Source organism: Mucilaginibacter sp. cycad4 (assembly GCF_034263275.1).
Lineage (GTDB): Bacteria > Bacteroidota > Bacteroidia > Sphingobacteriales > Sphingobacteriaceae > Mucilaginibacter.
Map to the genome: position 1 here is coordinate 3,056,528 of NZ_CP139559.1, position 17,548 is coordinate 3,074,075.

Genomic DNA, 17,548 nt, shown 5'->3' on the forward strand with positions numbered 1-17,548 from the left:
AACTATAAATACCAACCGCTTTACCCATTTATTTAGTTAACTTTGAAAAGTTACAAAATTGGCTGCCATCACAAGCCAATAATTACAACGCATTATACCGGGAGATTTTACAAGCTCCTCAACCTGATAACCGAAGCCCTTGTATCCATACTATACGAGGGCTTTTGCTTTTAAAAAACGATTATGGACGAAAGAAATTATTTGATGACATGGCAAAAGTACATGCCTGTAATACGCCTGCACTTAAAAAGAAGCTTGCAGGAAGAACAGCAGTTTAAGCTAAATATAACCGATTTTGAAGCTGCTGGCAGCAGGGGCAAATCCGGCTATACATTTAGTATCAACATGGAAAATGGCAAGGTGACCAACAACATCAGCGGATCGGCAGTGGCCCGAGATTTATACGAACTCCTTAAAGCCGACAACGCGATCAAAGAGCTTTTAAAAGATAAAAATGTAAAAATGAGTGTTGGCAAATCGTTTGTCCTGAGCATTAAAACCACGCACCTATCTTCTTATAGATAATAATATCCGGAAGTAATTTCAAAAAGGAAATAACCCGTCGGTTATTTCCTTTTTTTATGAGATGTTTTCTTGCTTTTACCTGATGAGGAAGATTTTTTTGAAGATGACTTTTTAGACGACGAATGTTTTACTGATGAAGAATGTTTTGATGAATGGCTGCTCTTTTTTGATGACCTTCCATGCCTTCTGCGCGGACGGTAACCCTCTTCATCGATATTCTGGTCTGCCGGTCTTTCCATTTTCCTGATCTTAGGGCCAAAATCAATAGCCTCGTCATGGAAAAACTTGTCGAAAGGATTAAAATAATAAATATTAGCCGCATCATAGATCTTGATACTTGCCTTTAAACGGTTGTTGAAAGCCTCTTCATCTTTAAGCTCGGGGGCTGTCCATCCAGCTTCGGCCAAACCGGCTATACGCGGAAACAGCATAAAATCAAGACGCTTTTCAGAACCTATCATTTCTGTCCAGATGTTGGCCTGCACACCGATGACCTGTTTAGATTGCAGGTCTTCGTTATTTTGCATTTGCTTCTCCGGGAAACCGTAAACACTGCCAACGGTATTATATACGCCTTTCCACCTGCGGCCCGACATATGATCTGCATCCTGTACAAAATCAAAATACATAGGCAGGCGCGGACAAAGCACCACCTGATAGCCTTTTTGTAAAGCTAAATGAAGCTGGCCCGGCATGTTTTGCCTCCACCAAAAAATAATGGTTTTATCGGCAGGGAGATTTGTACCCGTTGCTTCATCCCACGCCAACACTTTGCTACCTGCATTTATAGCAGTATCAGCTACACGCTTAAAGAAATAACGCTCCAACTCACCTACATCGGCAAAATTGTTCTTTTGCATAAACCCTGCGATTGAAGGATTAAGCGACCAGGCTTTTACGCCTAATGCCACCTCGTCGCCTCCCAAATGGATCATTTTAGAGGGAAAAAGTGAGCTTGTTTCTTTAATAATGTTACCAAGGAACTGGTAGGTGCTATCGATTGCGGGATTAAAAGTAAAATTAGGATAGCCTTCTACACTGCCGCCGCTAAACTGCGGATAGGCTTTATTGGCTGCTGTCGCGTGCCCGGGCATATCAATTTCGGGGATCACGGTTATAAATCTTTCAGCAGCATACGCTATAATTTCTTTGATCTGGACCTGGGTATAATATTGCGGATCAGCAGATGAGTCGCTGTAGTTGCCTATCCCTCCAACAAGCGTTAGTTTAGGATATTTTTTTATTTCCAAACGCCAACCCTGTGCATCGGTTAAATGCCAGTGAAATTTATTCAGCTTATAGTAAGCCATCCAGTCAAGGATCTGCTTAACTTTTTCCATCCCAAAAAAATGGCGCGACTCATCAAGCATTAATCCCCGCCATTGATAGCGCGGGGTATCGGCAATTGTTAAAGACGCTAAGCTGATGGTTTCGCCCCGGGGCTGGTCTTTAATCATTTGCAGCAAGGAGATCATCCCATAAAACACCCCATCACGGTTTGACGAAGAAATGGTAATTTCATTAGCCACAATTTTTAAGGAATATGCCCCAGCGGTGGGATCGCCGTTGGTTAACAACAAATGAATAACACTGCCTGCATCTTTATTATCAACGGCAAGCGTAAAACCCGCCGACTGGCTTACCTGTTTTTGGAAGTAACGGGCTATCGGCAACAACGAAGCATCATTTACACCAACGGTACTGTGATTACTAAAAGTAAACTGCCCTGTACCATTAATAACAGACTTGGGCTGTGGGATTATATTGACATTTTGTGCCCGCAAGTAACCGGAAAACAAAATAAATACAAGTACGATCTTAAATTTCATTTAAAAACAACTCAAATAGTTTGGGGCTGCTATGATATGAATTTTCTTTGAGAAACCGGGTAATTTGTTTGTAACAAAGTGTTTAACTCCTGCAACCGGGCAGTTGTTATTCGTAAGGTCATGAAATCACCTGTCAATGCGTTTCGAGAGTTGTATAAATTGCTTTACAATTTTGAGATACGATTGTGGAGTTTAGCTATAGCAACATGTAAAGCGTTAATAAAATTACAACAGCGCAAAGAACAATCGCAAAACGAGCGTTCTGGATAAATTGCAATTTACTAAATTACAGCAATTTACATCACACAAGTATTATATCCTATGAACCAGGCTCGCATCAAAGGAGCGGGAAGGAATATTTCAGGCCTGTTATTCCGCAACAGATATTTCGTTATTGCTTCGGTAATAATTCTTGTTTTAGCAGCTTCAGTTTATTTACTTTTTTCATCCCCTAAATACAAAGTGAGCATGGAGTTGACTGCTTCCGGCGATTGGGAATTATCAACGACTGCAATTAAGGAGTTGCGTTCTGAAACCACGATAAAAAAAGCGGTCAATGCATTAGGGCTCCAGGTGAGCTATTATCGTAAGGGAACTTTTACAACAAAAGAGATATACGGCGATTCATTACCCATTAAGCTTATACCTGGAAAGGGCGGCATCTATACTTCTCCTGTTGAAATCACCGTCAATTTAATTAATGGCAGCGTTTATAGGATTGATCAGAATAATGTATTCACAGATGTACTTTTATACCACCCGGTTAAACATGGATCTTTAAGCTATACCATCATAAAAGGGCCTGCCTTTAAACCAATACAACCACCGCTGGTAATAAAACTCACTCCTTCTGCCAACTTAACCGAACATTTTAGTAAAAGTTTAAATGCAAAAGTTTTGAGTAGTAACATTTTTGAATTGAGCATAAACGCAGATAATGCTCAAAAGGGGCAGGATTTTTTGAAAAAGCTGGTGGAAATTATTAATGCCGAATATACCAAAGCCGGTTCCCCCACTAAACCGGCGGTTGTTGATACCCAATTGCTTGCTAAATTAAACGATAGTATAACATACTATAAAGCAGTGGCCGATAAATATCACGAGCAGCAAGCCATACTGAACAACATCAAAAAACCCAGGCAAATGCCAAAGCCGAGAGCGGTTCCGGTACTGGTGACGGTGAAGACTGCATTGACTGAAAAAGAAAGAGCCGGCTTAAATACACTCACTGCCGTTAAAGCATACGCCTTGAAACCTAATGACGCTTTTGTTATAATACCGGATAATTATCAAATTAGCGACTACCGTATCGAAGCACTCATACAGGATTTCAATAAAGCGCAACTTAATAAACAGCGGGTAATGCAGGATTCGGACAATGCTGAGGCAAGCGTTTATGCTTTCAAACTCGAACTTAATTCAATAAAAGAAGCACTTGTTAATAGCATAACGGTAAAGGAACAAAAAATTAGAAATGCTCATCAAACTAAAGAGGTCCGTCAACTTGAGTACATTGATCAACCAAAAGATGCCGAGCAATCTCAAGATAGTATGCAGCCAAAAGATGTCGATCAGCCAAAAGATTCAAAATCAATAGCATCATTTTTGTCGTTGCAATTGAACGATTCTATCGCCCAAATAAACGCCTTAATTGAAAGCAAGCAACAACAGTATAACAGGCTATTACATGGATCAGGCAGGCAAAACCCTGGGCCAAGGCTCATTATAAATGAAACGTGGTACATGCGGGAATCAATGATCTCCAAATTGTTATTAGTATATTTTTTTGCGTTATTGACAGGTTTGCTGCTGCCTGTTTTATTGCTGATTATAAATAAATATATAACATCGGCTAAAAAAAAGGCGGCACAATAAATGCAAAAAAGCATTACCCGTAACATGCAAAACGGCCGATCAGGGTTTCTGATCAGCCGTTTTCTGTTTTCATAGGGCAGATAGAAGCTTATTTCCAGCCGCCGCCTAATGAGCGGTAAAGCTCGGCGTTGGCACTAAGCTGCGCCATTTTTATTGAAGCTAATTCAAGCTCGCCCTGTAATACGTTACCCTGAGCGGTTATTACTTCAAGGTAATTGGCAAGGCCATTTTTAAATAATAAACTGGCATTAGTTGTAGCCTGCTGCAATGTTTTAACGCGGTTAGCTGCAATAGTTTGCTGCTCTTTGAGTTTCTGAAGCCTTACTAATGCATCTGAAACTTCGCCCACGGCATTCAGTACCGATTGGCGGAACTGGATCACAGATTTCTCACGATCAACCTTAGCAACCTCGTATTGGGTACGCAATTGTTTGCGCTGTAACAAAGGCTGAGCTATGCCACCTGCCACTGTACCAAACAACGAAGCGGGTATATTGAACCAGTTGCTTGATTTAAATGAATTTAAACCTCCCTGGCCGGTAATGGTTAATGAAGGGTAAAGCTGAGCCTTAGCTATACCAACCCTTGCGTTAGCAATGTTCAAAGCCAGTTCAGAGCTCCTGACATCGGGCCTGCGGCTAACCATTGCTGATGGCACACCTGCCGAAAGTGTTTCGGGGAAAGTGATATCATTAAGTTTAGCGCTACGCTCAATAGCATCAGGCAATTTACCGGCTAAAATGCTCAACCCGTTTTCCTGAACGTTGATATCGCGCTCAAACTGAGGAACCAGTTGGGCGGCAGATTCCAGCTGGGCCTGCGCCTGTTGTACCCCCAAAAAAGTTACCTGGCCGGCATCATATTGTAATTTGATAATGCGCAAAGTACTGTCATTCAATTTTACGTTTTTCTTTGCAATTTCCAACTGTTCGTCAAGCATTAGCAGGTTATAGTAACCTTGTGATACGCTTGCTACAATATTGGTTTGGATAGCCCTTTTAGCTTCATTAGTCTGCAGGTATTGAGCCAAAGCCTGGCGGTTTTGGTTACGGATCTTACCCCAGATATCGGCCTCCCATGAAAGGGCTAAATTTGCATTATAATCTTCGATATGTTTGGTACCGATGCCATATTGTTTAATGCTTAAACCATTGATGCTATTGTCTGACGGACGGTTGGTACTTGCTGTAACGTTTAAACCTAAAGTAGGTGCGTAGTTCCATTTAACCTGTTTAAATTGTAACTCAGAGGCTTCAATGTTTTTAACTGCCACCTGCATATCGTAATTTTTAACAATGGCACTATCAATCAATTTTTGAAGAGCGGCATCGGTAAAAAAGTTTTTCCATTGCAAGTCGGCAATGCTGCTGGTATCGCCGGTGGTAACCGCATTCCTGAAATTTTCAGGCAGCCCATCTTTCGGCGTAGCAACATCTTTTGAAACTTTACAGCCTGCCAGCACCACCAGTGCAAGGGCCAAACTGCCTATAATATTTTTCATTGTTGTATCTTTTTTAAACTATCATGGATTTAAAACCCATGATAGTTTTAGTTGACGTTTAATTGATTAAGCGGAATATTCGTTTTCTAAAACGGCTACATCTTTACCATGGTCACCTGCGTTAGCAGCAAGCGGTTTAGGTTTGCCACTGATGCGTTCCTGCAAGCCCTGGAATATTACGTATAATACAGGTATGATAAACAAACCTAATAATACACCTGAAACCATCCCGCCCGCTGCACCGATACTGATTGAGTGGTTACCCTGTGCAGATGGGCCTGTAGCGATACTCATCGGGAACAAACCGAACACAAAGGCCATTGAGGTCATGATGATAGGCCGGATCCTGAGCTGAGCAGCTTCAATGGCCGATTGAACAAGCCCATGCCCCGCCTTTCGCCGTTGTACCGCGAACTCTACAATCAGAATGGCGTTCTTGGCGAGCAAACCAATGAGCATGATTAATGCAACCTGTACATAGATGTTATTTTCGATGCCGGTTAAACCTAATACAATGAACACCCCGAATAAACCTGTAGGTATTGAAAGTATTACCGCTAACGGCAGGATATAGCTTTCATACTGTGCTGACAGCAGGAAGTATACGAATACCAAACACAACAGGAAGATCACGGTTGACTGACCGCCTGAAGCAATTTCCTCACGGGTTTGGCCGGTGAACTCGTAAGCAAAACCTGTAGGCAATTGCTCTTTAGCTGTTTCTTCTATCGCTTTAATAGCATCACCAGAGCTATAACCCGGTTTAGGGATGGCATTGATCTCGATAGAGTTGAACAGGTTATAACGTGAAGCTGTTTCTGAACCATATACACGGGTTAATTTAACCAGGGTATTAATTGGCACATTCTCGCCTGATTTGTTTTTAACAAACACACGGTCAATTGCTGATGGATCTGTCCTGTCGGCAATATCAGCCTGAACAACCACACGGTAGTATTTACCAAAGCGGTTAAAGTCTGATGCCTGCGCGGTACCGAAATAAGCCTGCATGGTTGAAAGTACGTCTTTCACACTTACACCCAGCTGGTTAGCTTTTTCGTCATCAACCTCTAACTGTAACTGAGGGTAATCAGCTTTGTATGAAGTAAAGGCGAAGGCAACCGCTGGTTTCTGCATCAGCTTCATGATAAAGTTATTTGCAACACCGCTAAATTTATCCAGCCTGCCGTTGGTTTTATCCTGTAGCATCACGTCAAGCGCTTCCACGTTGCTGAAACCAGGAACGGTTGGGAAGCTGAACACGAAGAACGTACCACCTGGTATGCCTGCTAATTTGCCCCTCACAATATTCTGGATAGCATCAATATTTTTAACCTCACCCCTTTCTTCAGTAGGCTTTAATAACAGGAAGATAACACCTGCCGACGGGCTGCTGGATTGTGTTAAGAAGTTAAAACCAGACAGCGCGGTAACAAATCGTGCCGATGGCAATGTTTTCAACTGATCTTCAGCCTGTTTAAAGGTTTTGTTAGTCCCTGCTAATGAAGTACCTGATGGTGTATTTACTGCTATCGCCACAAAGCCCTGATCCTCGGTAGGAATGAAGCCTGTTTTGGTTTTGTTTATCATATAAACAGTAGCAACAACTACTAAGGCGAGCCCTGCCATGCTGATCCATTTATTACGGATCAAAACTTTCAGGCCCCCAACATACCTATTGGTCATATAATTGAAGCCACCATTAAAGCCTGCGTAAAATTTCTCCACAAAGCTTTTCTTAGGAGCGGCGTGGCCATTTTCGCTGTGTTTATTCTTTAAGAATAGTGCAGCCAAAGCCGGACTTAAAGTTAACGCGTTAACAGCCGATATAATAATAGATATAGCCATGGTTAACGCAAACTGGCGATAGAAAATACCTGTTGAGCCTGTCATGAAGCTCACCGGTAAAAATACCGCCGCCATAACCAGCGTAATAGATATAATCGCGCCGGTAATTTCGTGCATAGCCTCAGTAGTCGCCGCTTTAGGTGTTAAGCTTGGATCGTGCTCCATTTTGGCATGCACCGCCTCCACCACCACAATAGCATCATCCACCACGATACCGATAGCCAGCACTAACGCAAACAGCGTTAACAAGTTAACCGAGAAACCAAACAGGTTCATGAAGAAGAACGTACCGATAATAGCAACCGGAACCGCAATCGCCGGGATCAGGGTCGACCTGAAATCCTGCAGGAAGACGAATACTACGATAAAAACGAGGATGAAGGCCTCAACCAATGTATGCTCAACCTGGTTGATAGATTCATCAAGGTCGGTTTTGGTACGATAGAACTGGTTGTATTTGATACCAACAGGGAAATCTTTTGATAGTTTCACCATCAGGTTGTCAATCGCGATCTGAATTTCGTTGGCGTTTGAACCTGATAGCTGTATAATACCAACGATGATACCGTCGTGACCGTTCAGGTTACTTACGCTATTATAAGAGTAAGCACCCAATTCAACACGGGCCACATCTTTTAAACGTAATACAGAACCATCTGCATTTGCGCGGATAGCAATGTTCTGATACTCTTCTGGTTTGGTAAGCTTGCCTTTATATTTAATTACGTATTCAAATGCTTCGTTGCTGCGCTCACCAAATTTACCCGGCGCTGCTTCAAGGTTTTTGTCCTGAATAGCGGCGGTTACTTCGGCAGGTGTAACATTGTATGCTGCCATTTGGGTAGGATTTAACCAAACACGCATTGAATAATCCTTTATGCCACCAAAGATACTGGCAGAACCCACGCCCGGAATACGTTTAATTTCCGGAACGATATTGATTTGTGCGTAGTTGGCCACAAAGGTTTGATCGTATTTTTTAGGGTCTTCAGAGTAGATGGCCATAGCACCGATAAAGCTGTTTTGCTGTTTGGTAGTTGTAATACCATATTGCAAAACCTCGGCTGGCAACTGGCTTGAAGCCTGTGAAACACGGTTTTGAACGTTTACCGCTGCCTGATCGGGGTTAGTGCCCTGTTTAAAGTAAACGGTGATACCCAATGTACCGTCGTTACTGGCGGTAGAGGTCATATAGGTCATATTTTCCACACCGTTAATGGCTTCTTCTAACGAAGGCGTAACGGAACGTAAAATAGTTTCGGCATTGGCGCCCGGATACACAGCAGATACCAATACTGACGGAGGGGCAATATTAGGAAACCGCTCTAAGGGCAGTTTTGTTAAACCAAGTACACCCACTATCACCAACAATATGGAGATAACAGTTGAGAGTACCGGTCTTTCTATAAATTTCTGAAACATGACTTTAAAGTTTAAGTATATGTATTATTTCTTAACTACAACGGCTACTTTATCTGCAGCCTTTTGAGGCTGGATAACCATACCTTCCTGTAATTTATCAATGCCCTCTAACACGATTTGGTCGCCTGCTTTAATAGCTTCTTTATCTTTAACCAGGTAGTGATCACCCGATTTACCAACTATGTCGATAGGTTGTTTTTTAACTTTGCTGCTATCGCCAACTACAAATACGAATACTTTATCCTGCATTTCGATAGTTGAAGCTTCCGGAACAATCAAGGCATCTTTATGGCTCAGGCTTAAGCGGATTTTACCGGTATTACCAGAGCGTAAGAGACCGTCGGGGTTTGAGAAGTTTGCCCTTAGTGTGATAGCGCCGGTGTTTTTATCAAACTGGCCGTCTACAATATCAATTTTACCTTGTTTAGCATATTCTTTATTATCAGCTAACAATAATGATACTGATGGTACATTTTTCAATTTATCTTTCAGGTTAGCGCCGGGATATTGTTCTTTAAAGGCAACAAAATCTTTTTCGCCCAATGAAAAGTAAACGTGTACATCATGAACATCTGATAATTGAGTTAGTGGAGCAACATCTGCAGGGGCAACCAGGCTACCTTGTTTCTTAGCAAGCAGACCGATATAACCGCTTACAGGAGCTTTTATTAAGGTGTAACCTAAATTGATCTGCGCGGTAGCTACATTAGCTTTAGCCGATTCGATATTGGCTTTCGCTACATCAGCTGCCGCCTTAGCTGTTTTTAGCTGGTAGTCAGAAACTACTTTATTAGCTACAAGCGGAGTTAATTTTTCAACTTCCAATTGCGCATTTACCTGTGCTGCTTCGGCCGCGTGTAAGCTTGCTAAAGCGTTATTTAAAGCTGCGCGGTATGGTTGTTCGTTAATTTTAAATATAGGCTGACCGGCAGATACGAAAGCGCCTTCGTCAACAAATACTTTATCTAAAGTACCGCTTACCTGTGGCCTGATCTCTACGTTAACAGCACCTTCAATTGAAGCCGGATATTCCTGGTAAGTAGTTTCGGTACCTGATACTATAGTAGCAACCGGTAAGGCCGGCGGTGGTGGTGCTGTTGGAGCCTGCGGTGCAGATGAACATCCGTATAATGTTAAAGCTGCAACTGCTGCTAAAAGGAGTGTTTTCATGAGTGATGATTTTAAGAGTGGTGAATGAATAGGATTAGAAAAAGCCGTTGGGCTTGTGATATATGATGATTTGATTGTTTTCATTGTTTTACTGTTGCCTACTGTTTTCAATTGAGATGCCAATTTTATATTTAACTGCATATCAATCATTTATAATAATAGAATTTAATTTAAAGTACCTTATATCGTGATATTCACGATTTTTCATCACGATATAACAAAACGATGTGCGCTAATTACAGCATCTGCATAAATTAGATGTTACAACACCGTTAAATCGTTTAACACTGTTAAATAGATTACGAGGGTTGTGAGTGAGCTTTTTCATTGTATTAAGAGTTTGTTTTAAAAAGTGCTTAACAATTACCTAACACTGTAAGGTAATTTAACAGTGTTGTTTTCAAGTCACAGAAAAATTTAATCTTTCATCGACCTGATGATACCGCCTATGGTATCTTTCAAAACCTGGCGGTTAACTTCGTCAGAGAATCCCCTGCTCAGTAAGTTGATGGATACCAGCCCGTGCACAACCGACCAAAAGGTATAGTATTTGGTGCAGATCATTTCGTCGTTTATATCCTTTATATCCATCAGTTGCATAATAGCCTCGCTAACCATAGTGGTAGGGAGCTGGGCTTCGGGCATTGATTTTACCAGTTCGCAGCAACAGTTCATCTGTACGCCAAACATAACCTGGTAAAGCTCCTTATTTTCAAAAGCAAAGTTCCAGTAAGCAAGCCACATGGCTTCCAATTGCTTTTCGGGCAGTCGGTGCTTTTCTTTGGCTTCCTCCATGTCCTTTGCTAATATTAAATAGCCCTTGCGGGTAAGTTCCATTAGTATAGCATCCTTATTTGCAAAGTATTCATATATAATGGGCGCGGTGTATTCAATTACATCGGCAATCTTACGCATGCTTAAAGCCTGCCAGCCTTCATGCTTAACTATGTGGAGCGCGGCATCCAGGATATTAACCCGGGTTTCCTCTTTTAAGCGCTGGATTCGTTCTTTACTTGCCATTTTGATTACACTATTAAATCATTTAACAGTGTTAAGCAAAAGTATAACGGTTTTCAGGATTATTTACCATCCCTTTGTAAAAAACGTTTCATCCAATTGTCACGGATTAAACCTTTTGAGGCAAATCCGGTCGATACACGCTTATTTCTTTACCAGGTAAACCAATTGCCCAATATGATAACCCTGGTGTACAGTACGATTAATTAGGATATTTAATCTGTTACGGTGCGGCTCTTTTGCAAAATCATCTGCTGCAATGGCGCTATGCGGCTTAAACCAGTCTTCGGGTTGCATAGCATTCATTCTTTCGGTCAAAACCTCATTAACTTTAGCCCAATATTGCTTAAGCTCGGCTAATGAAGGTTTATCCAGACCAGAATTTTCAGGGCTTTTAACAAAAATTTGATCGAGCTGGGGATAGAGCCTTTCGCCCAGGCCTAAATAGGTAAACATTCCGTCGCTAACAGCAGTGAGATGGCCAAGCAGGTAAACACCGGTGTTTCGGCCGGGAGCTGTTTCCGCAGTAATCGCATCGTCAGTAAGCTTATCAAGCAAACCATTTAAACGGCTGTTTTGCAGTTCCCAGTTGGAGACTACCATTTTGATAAATAATTCTGTCGACGGTTGTATGCTGGTTTCGGTAATGTTTGTGCTCATTTTTTGCAGATGTAATATCAAACCAGTCGATTTGATGACACAATTATAAGCTAAAACGGGGCTGACGTAAATACTAACCAGCTTATTTGACAAAACTATGATACCACGGGCTCATCTTCAATTTTGCTCACCAGCCATATCATCATGGCAGCAAAAGCGGCAACAACAAAAAAAGCTATTTGCAGGTTGGCTGCCTGGGCAATAAAGCCAACTATCGGCGGTACTATAACAAAGCCCAGGTAACCTACTGTTGATATGGCAGCCAGGGCCTGGCTGCTGTTCATTGTTTTTGATTTACCTGCCATGCTAAATATCAGCGGCACTATACATGACACCCCCATGCCTATCATGGCATAGCCCAAATAAACAGTTAAAGTATAAGGTAAAAACACGGATACCAACAGGCCAGCCAAAACCAGCGCGCTGCTATAAGTTAACACCTTTTTAATGCCGATGGCCGATACTACCCTATCGCCCGCAAAACGCCCAATGGTCATGGTAACCATGTAAACTACAAAACCTGCTTCAGCAAATGATTTGGTGGCATGTACTACTTTTTCAAAATAAACACCGCTCCAATCGTATAACGTGTTTTCACAGGCCATTGAAGCGAAACATATTAAGGAAAATTTAAGCAGGTGTTTATCAGGCATGGAAAACACCGATTTATTAGGTGTTTCGGCAGGCTGATAATCATATGTTGAGGGATAAAATATTGCCGAGAGGATCAGCATCGCAATCCCCACACCTAATAGATGGTATGAAGGCGCTACGTTGAACAATACCATCAAATAACCCACCGCGGCTCCGCCAAAACCTGCCAGGCTCCAGATGCCGTGAAAAGTTACCATGATCGATTTATCGTACAAAGCCTGGATCCCTACAGCCTGCGAGTTCATGGACAAGCCCAGTATATTACGTGTTGATCCGACAAAGAATAAAACCACTATCAGCTGCCACATGTAAGCCATAAAGCCCGGCAGGCAAAGTACAAGGCTAAAAGCCAGCGCACCAATCAGCATCATTGTACGGCTGCTGAAATGTTTAATCATTTTAGCTGTTAAAGGCATGGTAAGCATCAGGCCAACAGGCATAGCAAACAGCACAACCCCTAACTGGGCTTCATTTAAATTAAGCTGATGTTTTATGGATGGAATACGTGAGGCCCATGAAGAATAACCGAAGCCCGAAACGAAGAAGAAGACACTGTTGGCAATCCGCATTTTTGATTTGCCCGCAGCCGTTAGCTGATCCATACTTAATAATTGAGCGCAAATTTAGCTATAATTTGTAAGCACAGCTGCCGCTATTTACAATTAAATGCGGCTACATACATGGCTGAAGCTCGCTGCAGGGCTGATTGTTTTGCGCTGCCTTATGAAAAACTTTATTAAAGCCTTGTTGCATGTAAGTTAACCCCAGATTTAATACCTGCAACGGCGTAGTGTCCGGCAGGGTGAGTGATATGAGGTGTGATATGAGCTTCATAATTACATTATCGTTTCCGGCTGCAAAATTGCTACAATAGTTTCGAAAAAAATTGACCTGGATTAATAACTGACTTTAGGGAGATAATTGATATTAAGTATGATAAACATCTGACAATCAACCCCACCTAAATCCTCTCCAAAGGAGAGGACTTTAAAAATCCGCCTTTGAAATTTTTAAAACCCCTCTCTTCTGGAGAGGGGTTTGGGGAGAGGCCGGCTCATCCAATTGCAATATTGAGGCGTTTGTTTGTAAGCCCGTTTTTTTAGCTTTACTTTTGAGATAAGTATTTAAATGAAAGACACCACCAAAACTTTGAGTTCAGGACCTACATATAAAGCAGCCGGTAAAGTAGCAACCATTATCGAAAGGCATTTCAGGCATTTTCACGCCAAAGCCCTCGCCGATAACGATGAGATAGACCTTGCGCCTACCCCCAGCTGTACCACTATCGAATCACTTATCGATATCTCATTTTGGGCAAGCTTGCGCCGGGAAGAGGGATTTTCACCAAAATTCACTCTGGCTTTTTTACCGCCGGAAGCCGCCGGTCAGCCGTTATTGTTTGGTGGCAAAATTAAACTCGCGCCTAATATCCTGACCAAATTTGCTTCGGCAGTACAACAGCCGGGCATCCATTTAGGCATCTGGATTGAAGATGATGAACTATACATCTGGGGGACCACCCTGGCCATACCGGCTTACTGTTTTGTGCTGGAAGTAATTGAACCCGGATTATTAGTGATCAAACATCGCCGTATAGAGGGTTTTGGCAAATTTGTAAACATAGCCATATTAAAAGGCGACGATATCAAAGTAGTTGACGAGCATGGCTCCAGCATTTCTGACTGCCCTAATGTGCTTTCGGCCATGCTTGATTTTACTTTACCATCCCTATGGAATGATCCGGTAAACGTATTAGTTCAACTGGCAACCTCCATGCAAGCCCACAAACGTGGCGGCATCTTATTAGTTGTCCCCTCCGGAAGCGAAGAATGGCGCGAATCCATCATCACCCCGATCTCTTACCCTGTCGATCCTCCGTTTTCAGGCCTTACCGATCTGATGATTCATGAAGGTATCGACAGATACCATACCTCATGGCAGGAAAAAATGCGCCGTGCGGTTGATACCATAGGCGGATTAACCTCGATAGACGGCGCTACGCTAATAAATGATAAACACGAGCTGCTGGCTTTCGGCGCCAAAATAGGCCGCTCAGAAAAAAGCACGCCTGTCGAAGAGATCGTAGTGACCGAACCAATAGTAGGCTGTTCAACCCGGGTAATCCACCCGGCGCAAAACGGAGGTACAAGGCATTTAGCGGCGGCACAGTTCGTTTTTGATCAAAAGGACGCTTTAGCTCTGGTAGCCTCACAGGATGGCCGGTTTACGGTATTTGCATGGTCGCCGGTTGTCGGCATGGTGCATGCTCACCAGATTGATATATTGTTGTTGTGAGTTAGAGGTTAGTGATTGGAGATTAAAGGTTAGTTACTACCGGTGCGATGGAATGACAAGCTCTATAAATTCCCTCAATTCGTATAATTCGAGTTAAAAATCTTTGAAATCCTGAAAATCAAAAAAATCCTGGTTCAGACTAATCGCAATTCAACAACAAATCATAATATTTCCTCATCAACACCGTATCATAATTAACCAGCGACTGGTAAGCCTCTGACACAAGTTCATTGAGGATAGATGAACCCAACTGCCCGCCTCCGTTTGGGATAGAGTCGTAATAGACAATGATTTCCTTTACCCTTATTATTTCGTACAGTAACTGCTGAACCAAATCAGTCTGTGTACCCGTCTGCATGCCAGCCGAATTGCTATTCAGGAAATCTAAAGGATCATTAGTAGCAGGGGTCATTTTTTTGTCAAACAGGATCGGAATTATGGTTTTATCAACTACGTATTAACAGTTAACAAGTTTAAACATCCGCTTTTTGTTTTAAAAAAATAAAAAAAATTGAAACAAAATAACAAAACCCTCATAAAGAGGGTTTTGTTACTATAAAAAAATGCTTAGTTGCTTTGTTTTGGCTCCGGTTTCGGTAATAAAACCTTGCGCGATAACTTCAGTTTACCTTGTTTATCTACATCAAGCAGTTTTACCCTCACTTCGTCACCTATCTGGAAGATACCATCCATAGTTTCAATACGGCGGTGATCAATTTCAGATATGTGCAGCAAGCCATCTTTACCAGGCATGATCTCAACAAATGCACCAAACGGCATGATTGATTTTACTTTACCTTCGTAAATTTCGCCTACCTCAGGTTTTGAAGCGATGGCGCGAATGCGGCCCAAAGCAGCGTCGATAGATGCTTTATTATCGGCAAATACCTGAACAATACCCTGGTTGTCTTTTTCTTCGATAGAAATAGTGGCGCCTGTTTCGCGTTGCATTTCCTGGATGATTTTGCCACCGGGCCCGATAACTGCACCAATAAATTCTTTATCAATTTTGATGGTAACAATACGCGGAGCATGTGGCTTGTAATCGGCACGAGCCTCGGTAATGGTTTTAGCCATTTCGCCAAGGATGTGTAAACGACCGTCTTTAGCCTGGTTTAACGCGTTGGTTAATACTTCATATGAAAGGCCGTTGATCTTTAAGTCCATCTGTACTGCAACGATACCGTTCTTAGTACCTGTTACTTTAAAGTCCATATCACCCAGGTGGTCTTCATCACCAAGGATATCAGAAAGGATAGCATATTTGGTACCCATTTCGTTGGTGATCAAGCCCATAGCAATACCTGATACAGGCTCTTTAATTTTAACACCGGCATCCATCAGCGCCAGTGTACCGGCACAAACAGTAGCCATTGATGACGAACCGTTTGATTCCAAAATATCAGAAACTACACGGATAGTGTATGGGTTTTCATCTTCAGATGGTAATACCTGTTTCAATGAACGCATAGCCAGGTTACCATGACCAATTTCGCGGCGGCCGGCACCCCTGTTAGGCCTAACCTCACCGGTTGAAAAACCAGGGAAATTGTAGTGTAACAGGAATTTTTGGTATCCGTTAATGAAAGCACCGTCAATCATTTGCTCATCATCCTTAGCACCTAAGGTAACGGTAGTTAATGACTGAGTTTCGCCACGGGTAAATACAGCCGAACCGTGAGCAGATGGCAAATAACCAACTTCGCTCCATATCGGGCGGATCTGCGTAGTAGTACGACCGTCTAAACGTTTACCTTCGTCTAATACAAGGTTACGGATAGCATCATACTCCACATCGTGGTAGTATTTTTTGGCAAGGCCTTTGGTGATATCATCAATCTCGCCTAAAGTTTCGATATAAGCATCACGTACTTCTTTAAATTTAGCACTACGCTCTTCTTTTGCCGACGCAGCCGAAGCAATAGCGTAAACCTGGTCATAAGTAGCGGCGTAGATGGCTTTTTTCAAATCCTCGTTGCTGTGCTCATGGCTGTAAACACGTTTTTCGGTTTTACCAACTTCAATGGTCAGTTCTTTTTGAGCTAAACATTGAAGTTTGATAGCAGTGTGGGCAAATTTGATGGCTTCAACCAATTCAGCTTCCTGAATTTCTTTTGATTCGCCCTCAACCATGTTGATATCATGCTCGCTGCCTGCAACAATAAATTCTAAAGTTGCATTTTCAAGCTGGCTTAAAGTAGGGTTAATTACTAACTGGCCGTCAATTTTAGCAACACGTACTTCAGAGATAGGGCCGTTAAAAGGAATGTTAGATACAGATAAAGCTGCAGATGCTGCCAAACCGGCCAATGCATCGGGCATGATATCTTTATCGGCAGATATTAAAGAGATCATCACTTGTGTATCAGCGTGATAATCTTCAGGGAATAATGGACGCAAAGCACGGTCAACCAAACGTGAGATCAATACCTCATAGTCTGATAAACGGGCCTCGCGGCGTAAAAAACCACCCGGGATACGGCCTGTTGCAGCGTATTTTTCCTGGTAGTCAACAGATAATGGCAAGAAGTCAACACCTTCTTTAGCTTCAGGCGATGATACAACAGTAGCAAGCAACATGGTATCACCCATTTTCACTACTACCGAGCCATCCGCTTGTTTGGCCAGCTTACCTGTTTCGATCTCAATGGTGCGTCCGTCGCCCAGATCAATAACTTTTTTAATTACGTTTAAACTCATCTTTTTTTGTTTGTGATGCACTTTTCATCTTCGGGAGCGCATCGGATTTTAT

12 protein-coding genes are annotated in these 17,548 nt (G+C 42.3%); 3 read left to right on the top strand and 9 right to left on the bottom strand.

Annotated features, from left to right (window positions below; translation table 11 throughout):
• Nucleotides 1-183: 183 nt before the first annotated feature.
• Nucleotides 184-525: a hypothetical protein gene (locus SNE26_RS12290; protein WP_121227275.1), complete on the top strand. Its 342-nt coding sequence runs from the start codon at nucleotides 184-186 to the stop codon at nucleotides 523-525.
• Nucleotides 526-566: 41 nt separating this feature from the next.
• On the opposite strand, the gene SNE26_RS12295 is transcribed toward SNE26_RS12290, so the two are convergent.
• Nucleotides 567-2,354, bottom strand: a complete 1,788-nt coding sequence (locus tag SNE26_RS12295; RefSeq protein WP_321559650.1) for a beta-N-acetylhexosaminidase — start codon at nucleotides 2,352-2,354, stop codon at nucleotides 567-569.
• A 321-nt stretch (nucleotides 2,355-2,675) separates the two neighbouring features.
• Here SNE26_RS12295 and SNE26_RS12300 point away from each other — a divergent pair, with 321 nt between their 5' ends.
• Nucleotides 2,676-4,229 (top strand): hypothetical protein, encoded by a 1,554-nt coding sequence (locus SNE26_RS12300; RefSeq protein ID WP_321559651.1) that lies wholly within the window; start codon nucleotides 2,676-2,678, stop codon nucleotides 4,227-4,229.
• 88 nt (nucleotides 4,230-4,317) lie between these two features.
• Here SNE26_RS12300 and SNE26_RS12305 read toward each other — a convergent pair whose 3' ends face one another.
• The 6 genes from SNE26_RS12305 to SNE26_RS12330 all read right to left on the bottom strand — a co-directional run bounded on the left by SNE26_RS12305 (nucleotide 4,318) and on the right by SNE26_RS12330 (nucleotide 13,103).
• On the bottom strand, nucleotides 4,318-5,730 hold the full coding sequence (locus SNE26_RS12305) for an efflux transporter outer membrane subunit (RefSeq protein WP_321559652.1): 1,413 nt from the start codon (nucleotides 5,728-5,730) through the stop codon (nucleotides 4,318-4,320).
• A gap of 66 nt (nucleotides 5,731-5,796) precedes the next feature.
• Complete coding sequence (locus SNE26_RS12310) at nucleotides 5,797-9,000, bottom strand: efflux RND transporter permease subunit (protein WP_321559653.1); 3,204 nt, start codon at nucleotides 8,998-9,000, stop codon at nucleotides 5,797-5,799.
• Nucleotides 9,001-9,024: 24 nt separating this feature from the next.
• Nucleotides 9,025-10,170: an efflux RND transporter periplasmic adaptor subunit gene (locus SNE26_RS12315; RefSeq protein WP_321559654.1), complete on the bottom strand. Its 1,146-nt coding sequence runs from the start codon at nucleotides 10,168-10,170 to the stop codon at nucleotides 9,025-9,027.
• A 417-nt stretch (nucleotides 10,171-10,587) separates the two neighbouring features.
• Nucleotides 10,588-11,190: a TetR/AcrR family transcriptional regulator gene (locus SNE26_RS12320; RefSeq protein ID WP_321559655.1), complete on the bottom strand. Its 603-nt coding sequence runs from the start codon at nucleotides 11,188-11,190 to the stop codon at nucleotides 10,588-10,590.
• 141 nt (nucleotides 11,191-11,331) lie between these two features.
• Nucleotides 11,332-11,847, bottom strand: coding sequence for a DinB family protein (locus tag SNE26_RS12325; RefSeq protein ID WP_321559656.1), 516 nt, complete (start codon nucleotides 11,845-11,847; stop codon nucleotides 11,332-11,334).
• A 95-nt stretch (nucleotides 11,848-11,942) separates the two neighbouring features.
• A complete protein-coding gene (locus tag SNE26_RS12330; protein ID WP_321559657.1) occupies nucleotides 11,943-13,103 on the bottom strand; it encodes an MFS transporter in 1,161 nt (386 codons plus the stop codon).
• A 526-nt stretch (nucleotides 13,104-13,629) separates the two neighbouring features.
• Here SNE26_RS12330 and SNE26_RS12335 point away from each other — a divergent pair.
• Nucleotides 13,630-14,796, top strand: a complete 1,167-nt coding sequence (locus SNE26_RS12335; RefSeq protein ID WP_321559658.1) for a putative sensor domain DACNV-containing protein — start codon at nucleotides 13,630-13,632, stop codon at nucleotides 14,794-14,796.
• A 139-nt stretch (nucleotides 14,797-14,935) separates the two neighbouring features.
• On the opposite strand, the gene SNE26_RS12340 is transcribed toward SNE26_RS12335, so the two are convergent.
• Complete coding sequence (locus SNE26_RS12340) at nucleotides 14,936-15,208, bottom strand: hypothetical protein (RefSeq protein ID WP_321559659.1); 273 nt, start codon at nucleotides 15,206-15,208, stop codon at nucleotides 14,936-14,938.
• Between the two features lie 155 nt (nucleotides 15,209-15,363).
• The gene (gene pnp / locus SNE26_RS12345) at nucleotides 15,364-17,496 is read right to left on the bottom strand and encodes a polyribonucleotide nucleotidyltransferase (RefSeq protein WP_321559660.1); all 2,133 of its coding nucleotides are present in this window, start codon (nucleotides 17,494-17,496) and stop codon (nucleotides 15,364-15,366) included.
• Nucleotides 17,497-17,548: the final 52 nt, after the last annotated feature.

Excerpts from the sequence above, each read along its gene's own strand:
- SNE26_RS12290 (WP_121227275.1), top strand. The coding sequence starts at position 184 with ATGGACGAAAGAAATTATTTGATGACATGGCAAAAGTACATGCCTGTA.
- SNE26_RS12295 (WP_321559650.1), bottom strand. The coding sequence starts at position 2,354 with ATGAAATTTAAGATCGTACTTGTATTTATTTTGTTTTCCGGTTACTTG.
- SNE26_RS12300 (WP_321559651.1), top strand. The coding sequence starts at position 2,676 with ATGAACCAGGCTCGCATCAAAGGAGCGGGAAGGAATATTTCAGGCCTG.
- SNE26_RS12305 (WP_321559652.1), bottom strand. The coding sequence starts at position 5,730 with ATGAAAAATATTATAGGCAGTTTGGCCCTTGCACTGGTGGTGCTGGCA.
- SNE26_RS12310 (WP_321559653.1), bottom strand. The coding sequence starts at position 9,000 with ATGTTTCAGAAATTTATAGAAAGACCGGTACTCTCAACTGTTATCTCC.
- SNE26_RS12315 (WP_321559654.1), bottom strand. The coding sequence starts at position 10,170 with ATGAAAACACTCCTTTTAGCAGCAGTTGCAGCTTTAACATTATACGGA.
- SNE26_RS12320 (WP_321559655.1), bottom strand. The coding sequence starts at position 11,190 with ATGGCAAGTAAAGAACGAATCCAGCGCTTAAAAGAGGAAACCCGGGTT.
- SNE26_RS12325 (WP_321559656.1), bottom strand. The coding sequence starts at position 11,847 with ATGAGCACAAACATTACCGAAACCAGCATACAACCGTCGACAGAATTA.
- SNE26_RS12330 (WP_321559657.1), bottom strand. The coding sequence starts at position 13,103 with ATGGATCAGCTAACGGCTGCGGGCAAATCAAAAATGCGGATTGCCAAC.
- SNE26_RS12335 (WP_321559658.1), top strand. The coding sequence starts at position 13,630 with ATGAAAGACACCACCAAAACTTTGAGTTCAGGACCTACATATAAAGCA.
- SNE26_RS12340 (WP_321559659.1), bottom strand. The coding sequence starts at position 15,208 with ATGACCCCTGCTACTAATGATCCTTTAGATTTCCTGAATAGCAATTCG.
- pnp (WP_321559660.1), bottom strand. The coding sequence starts at position 17,496 with ATGAGTTTAAACGTAATTAAAAAAGTTATTGATCTGGGCGACGGACGC.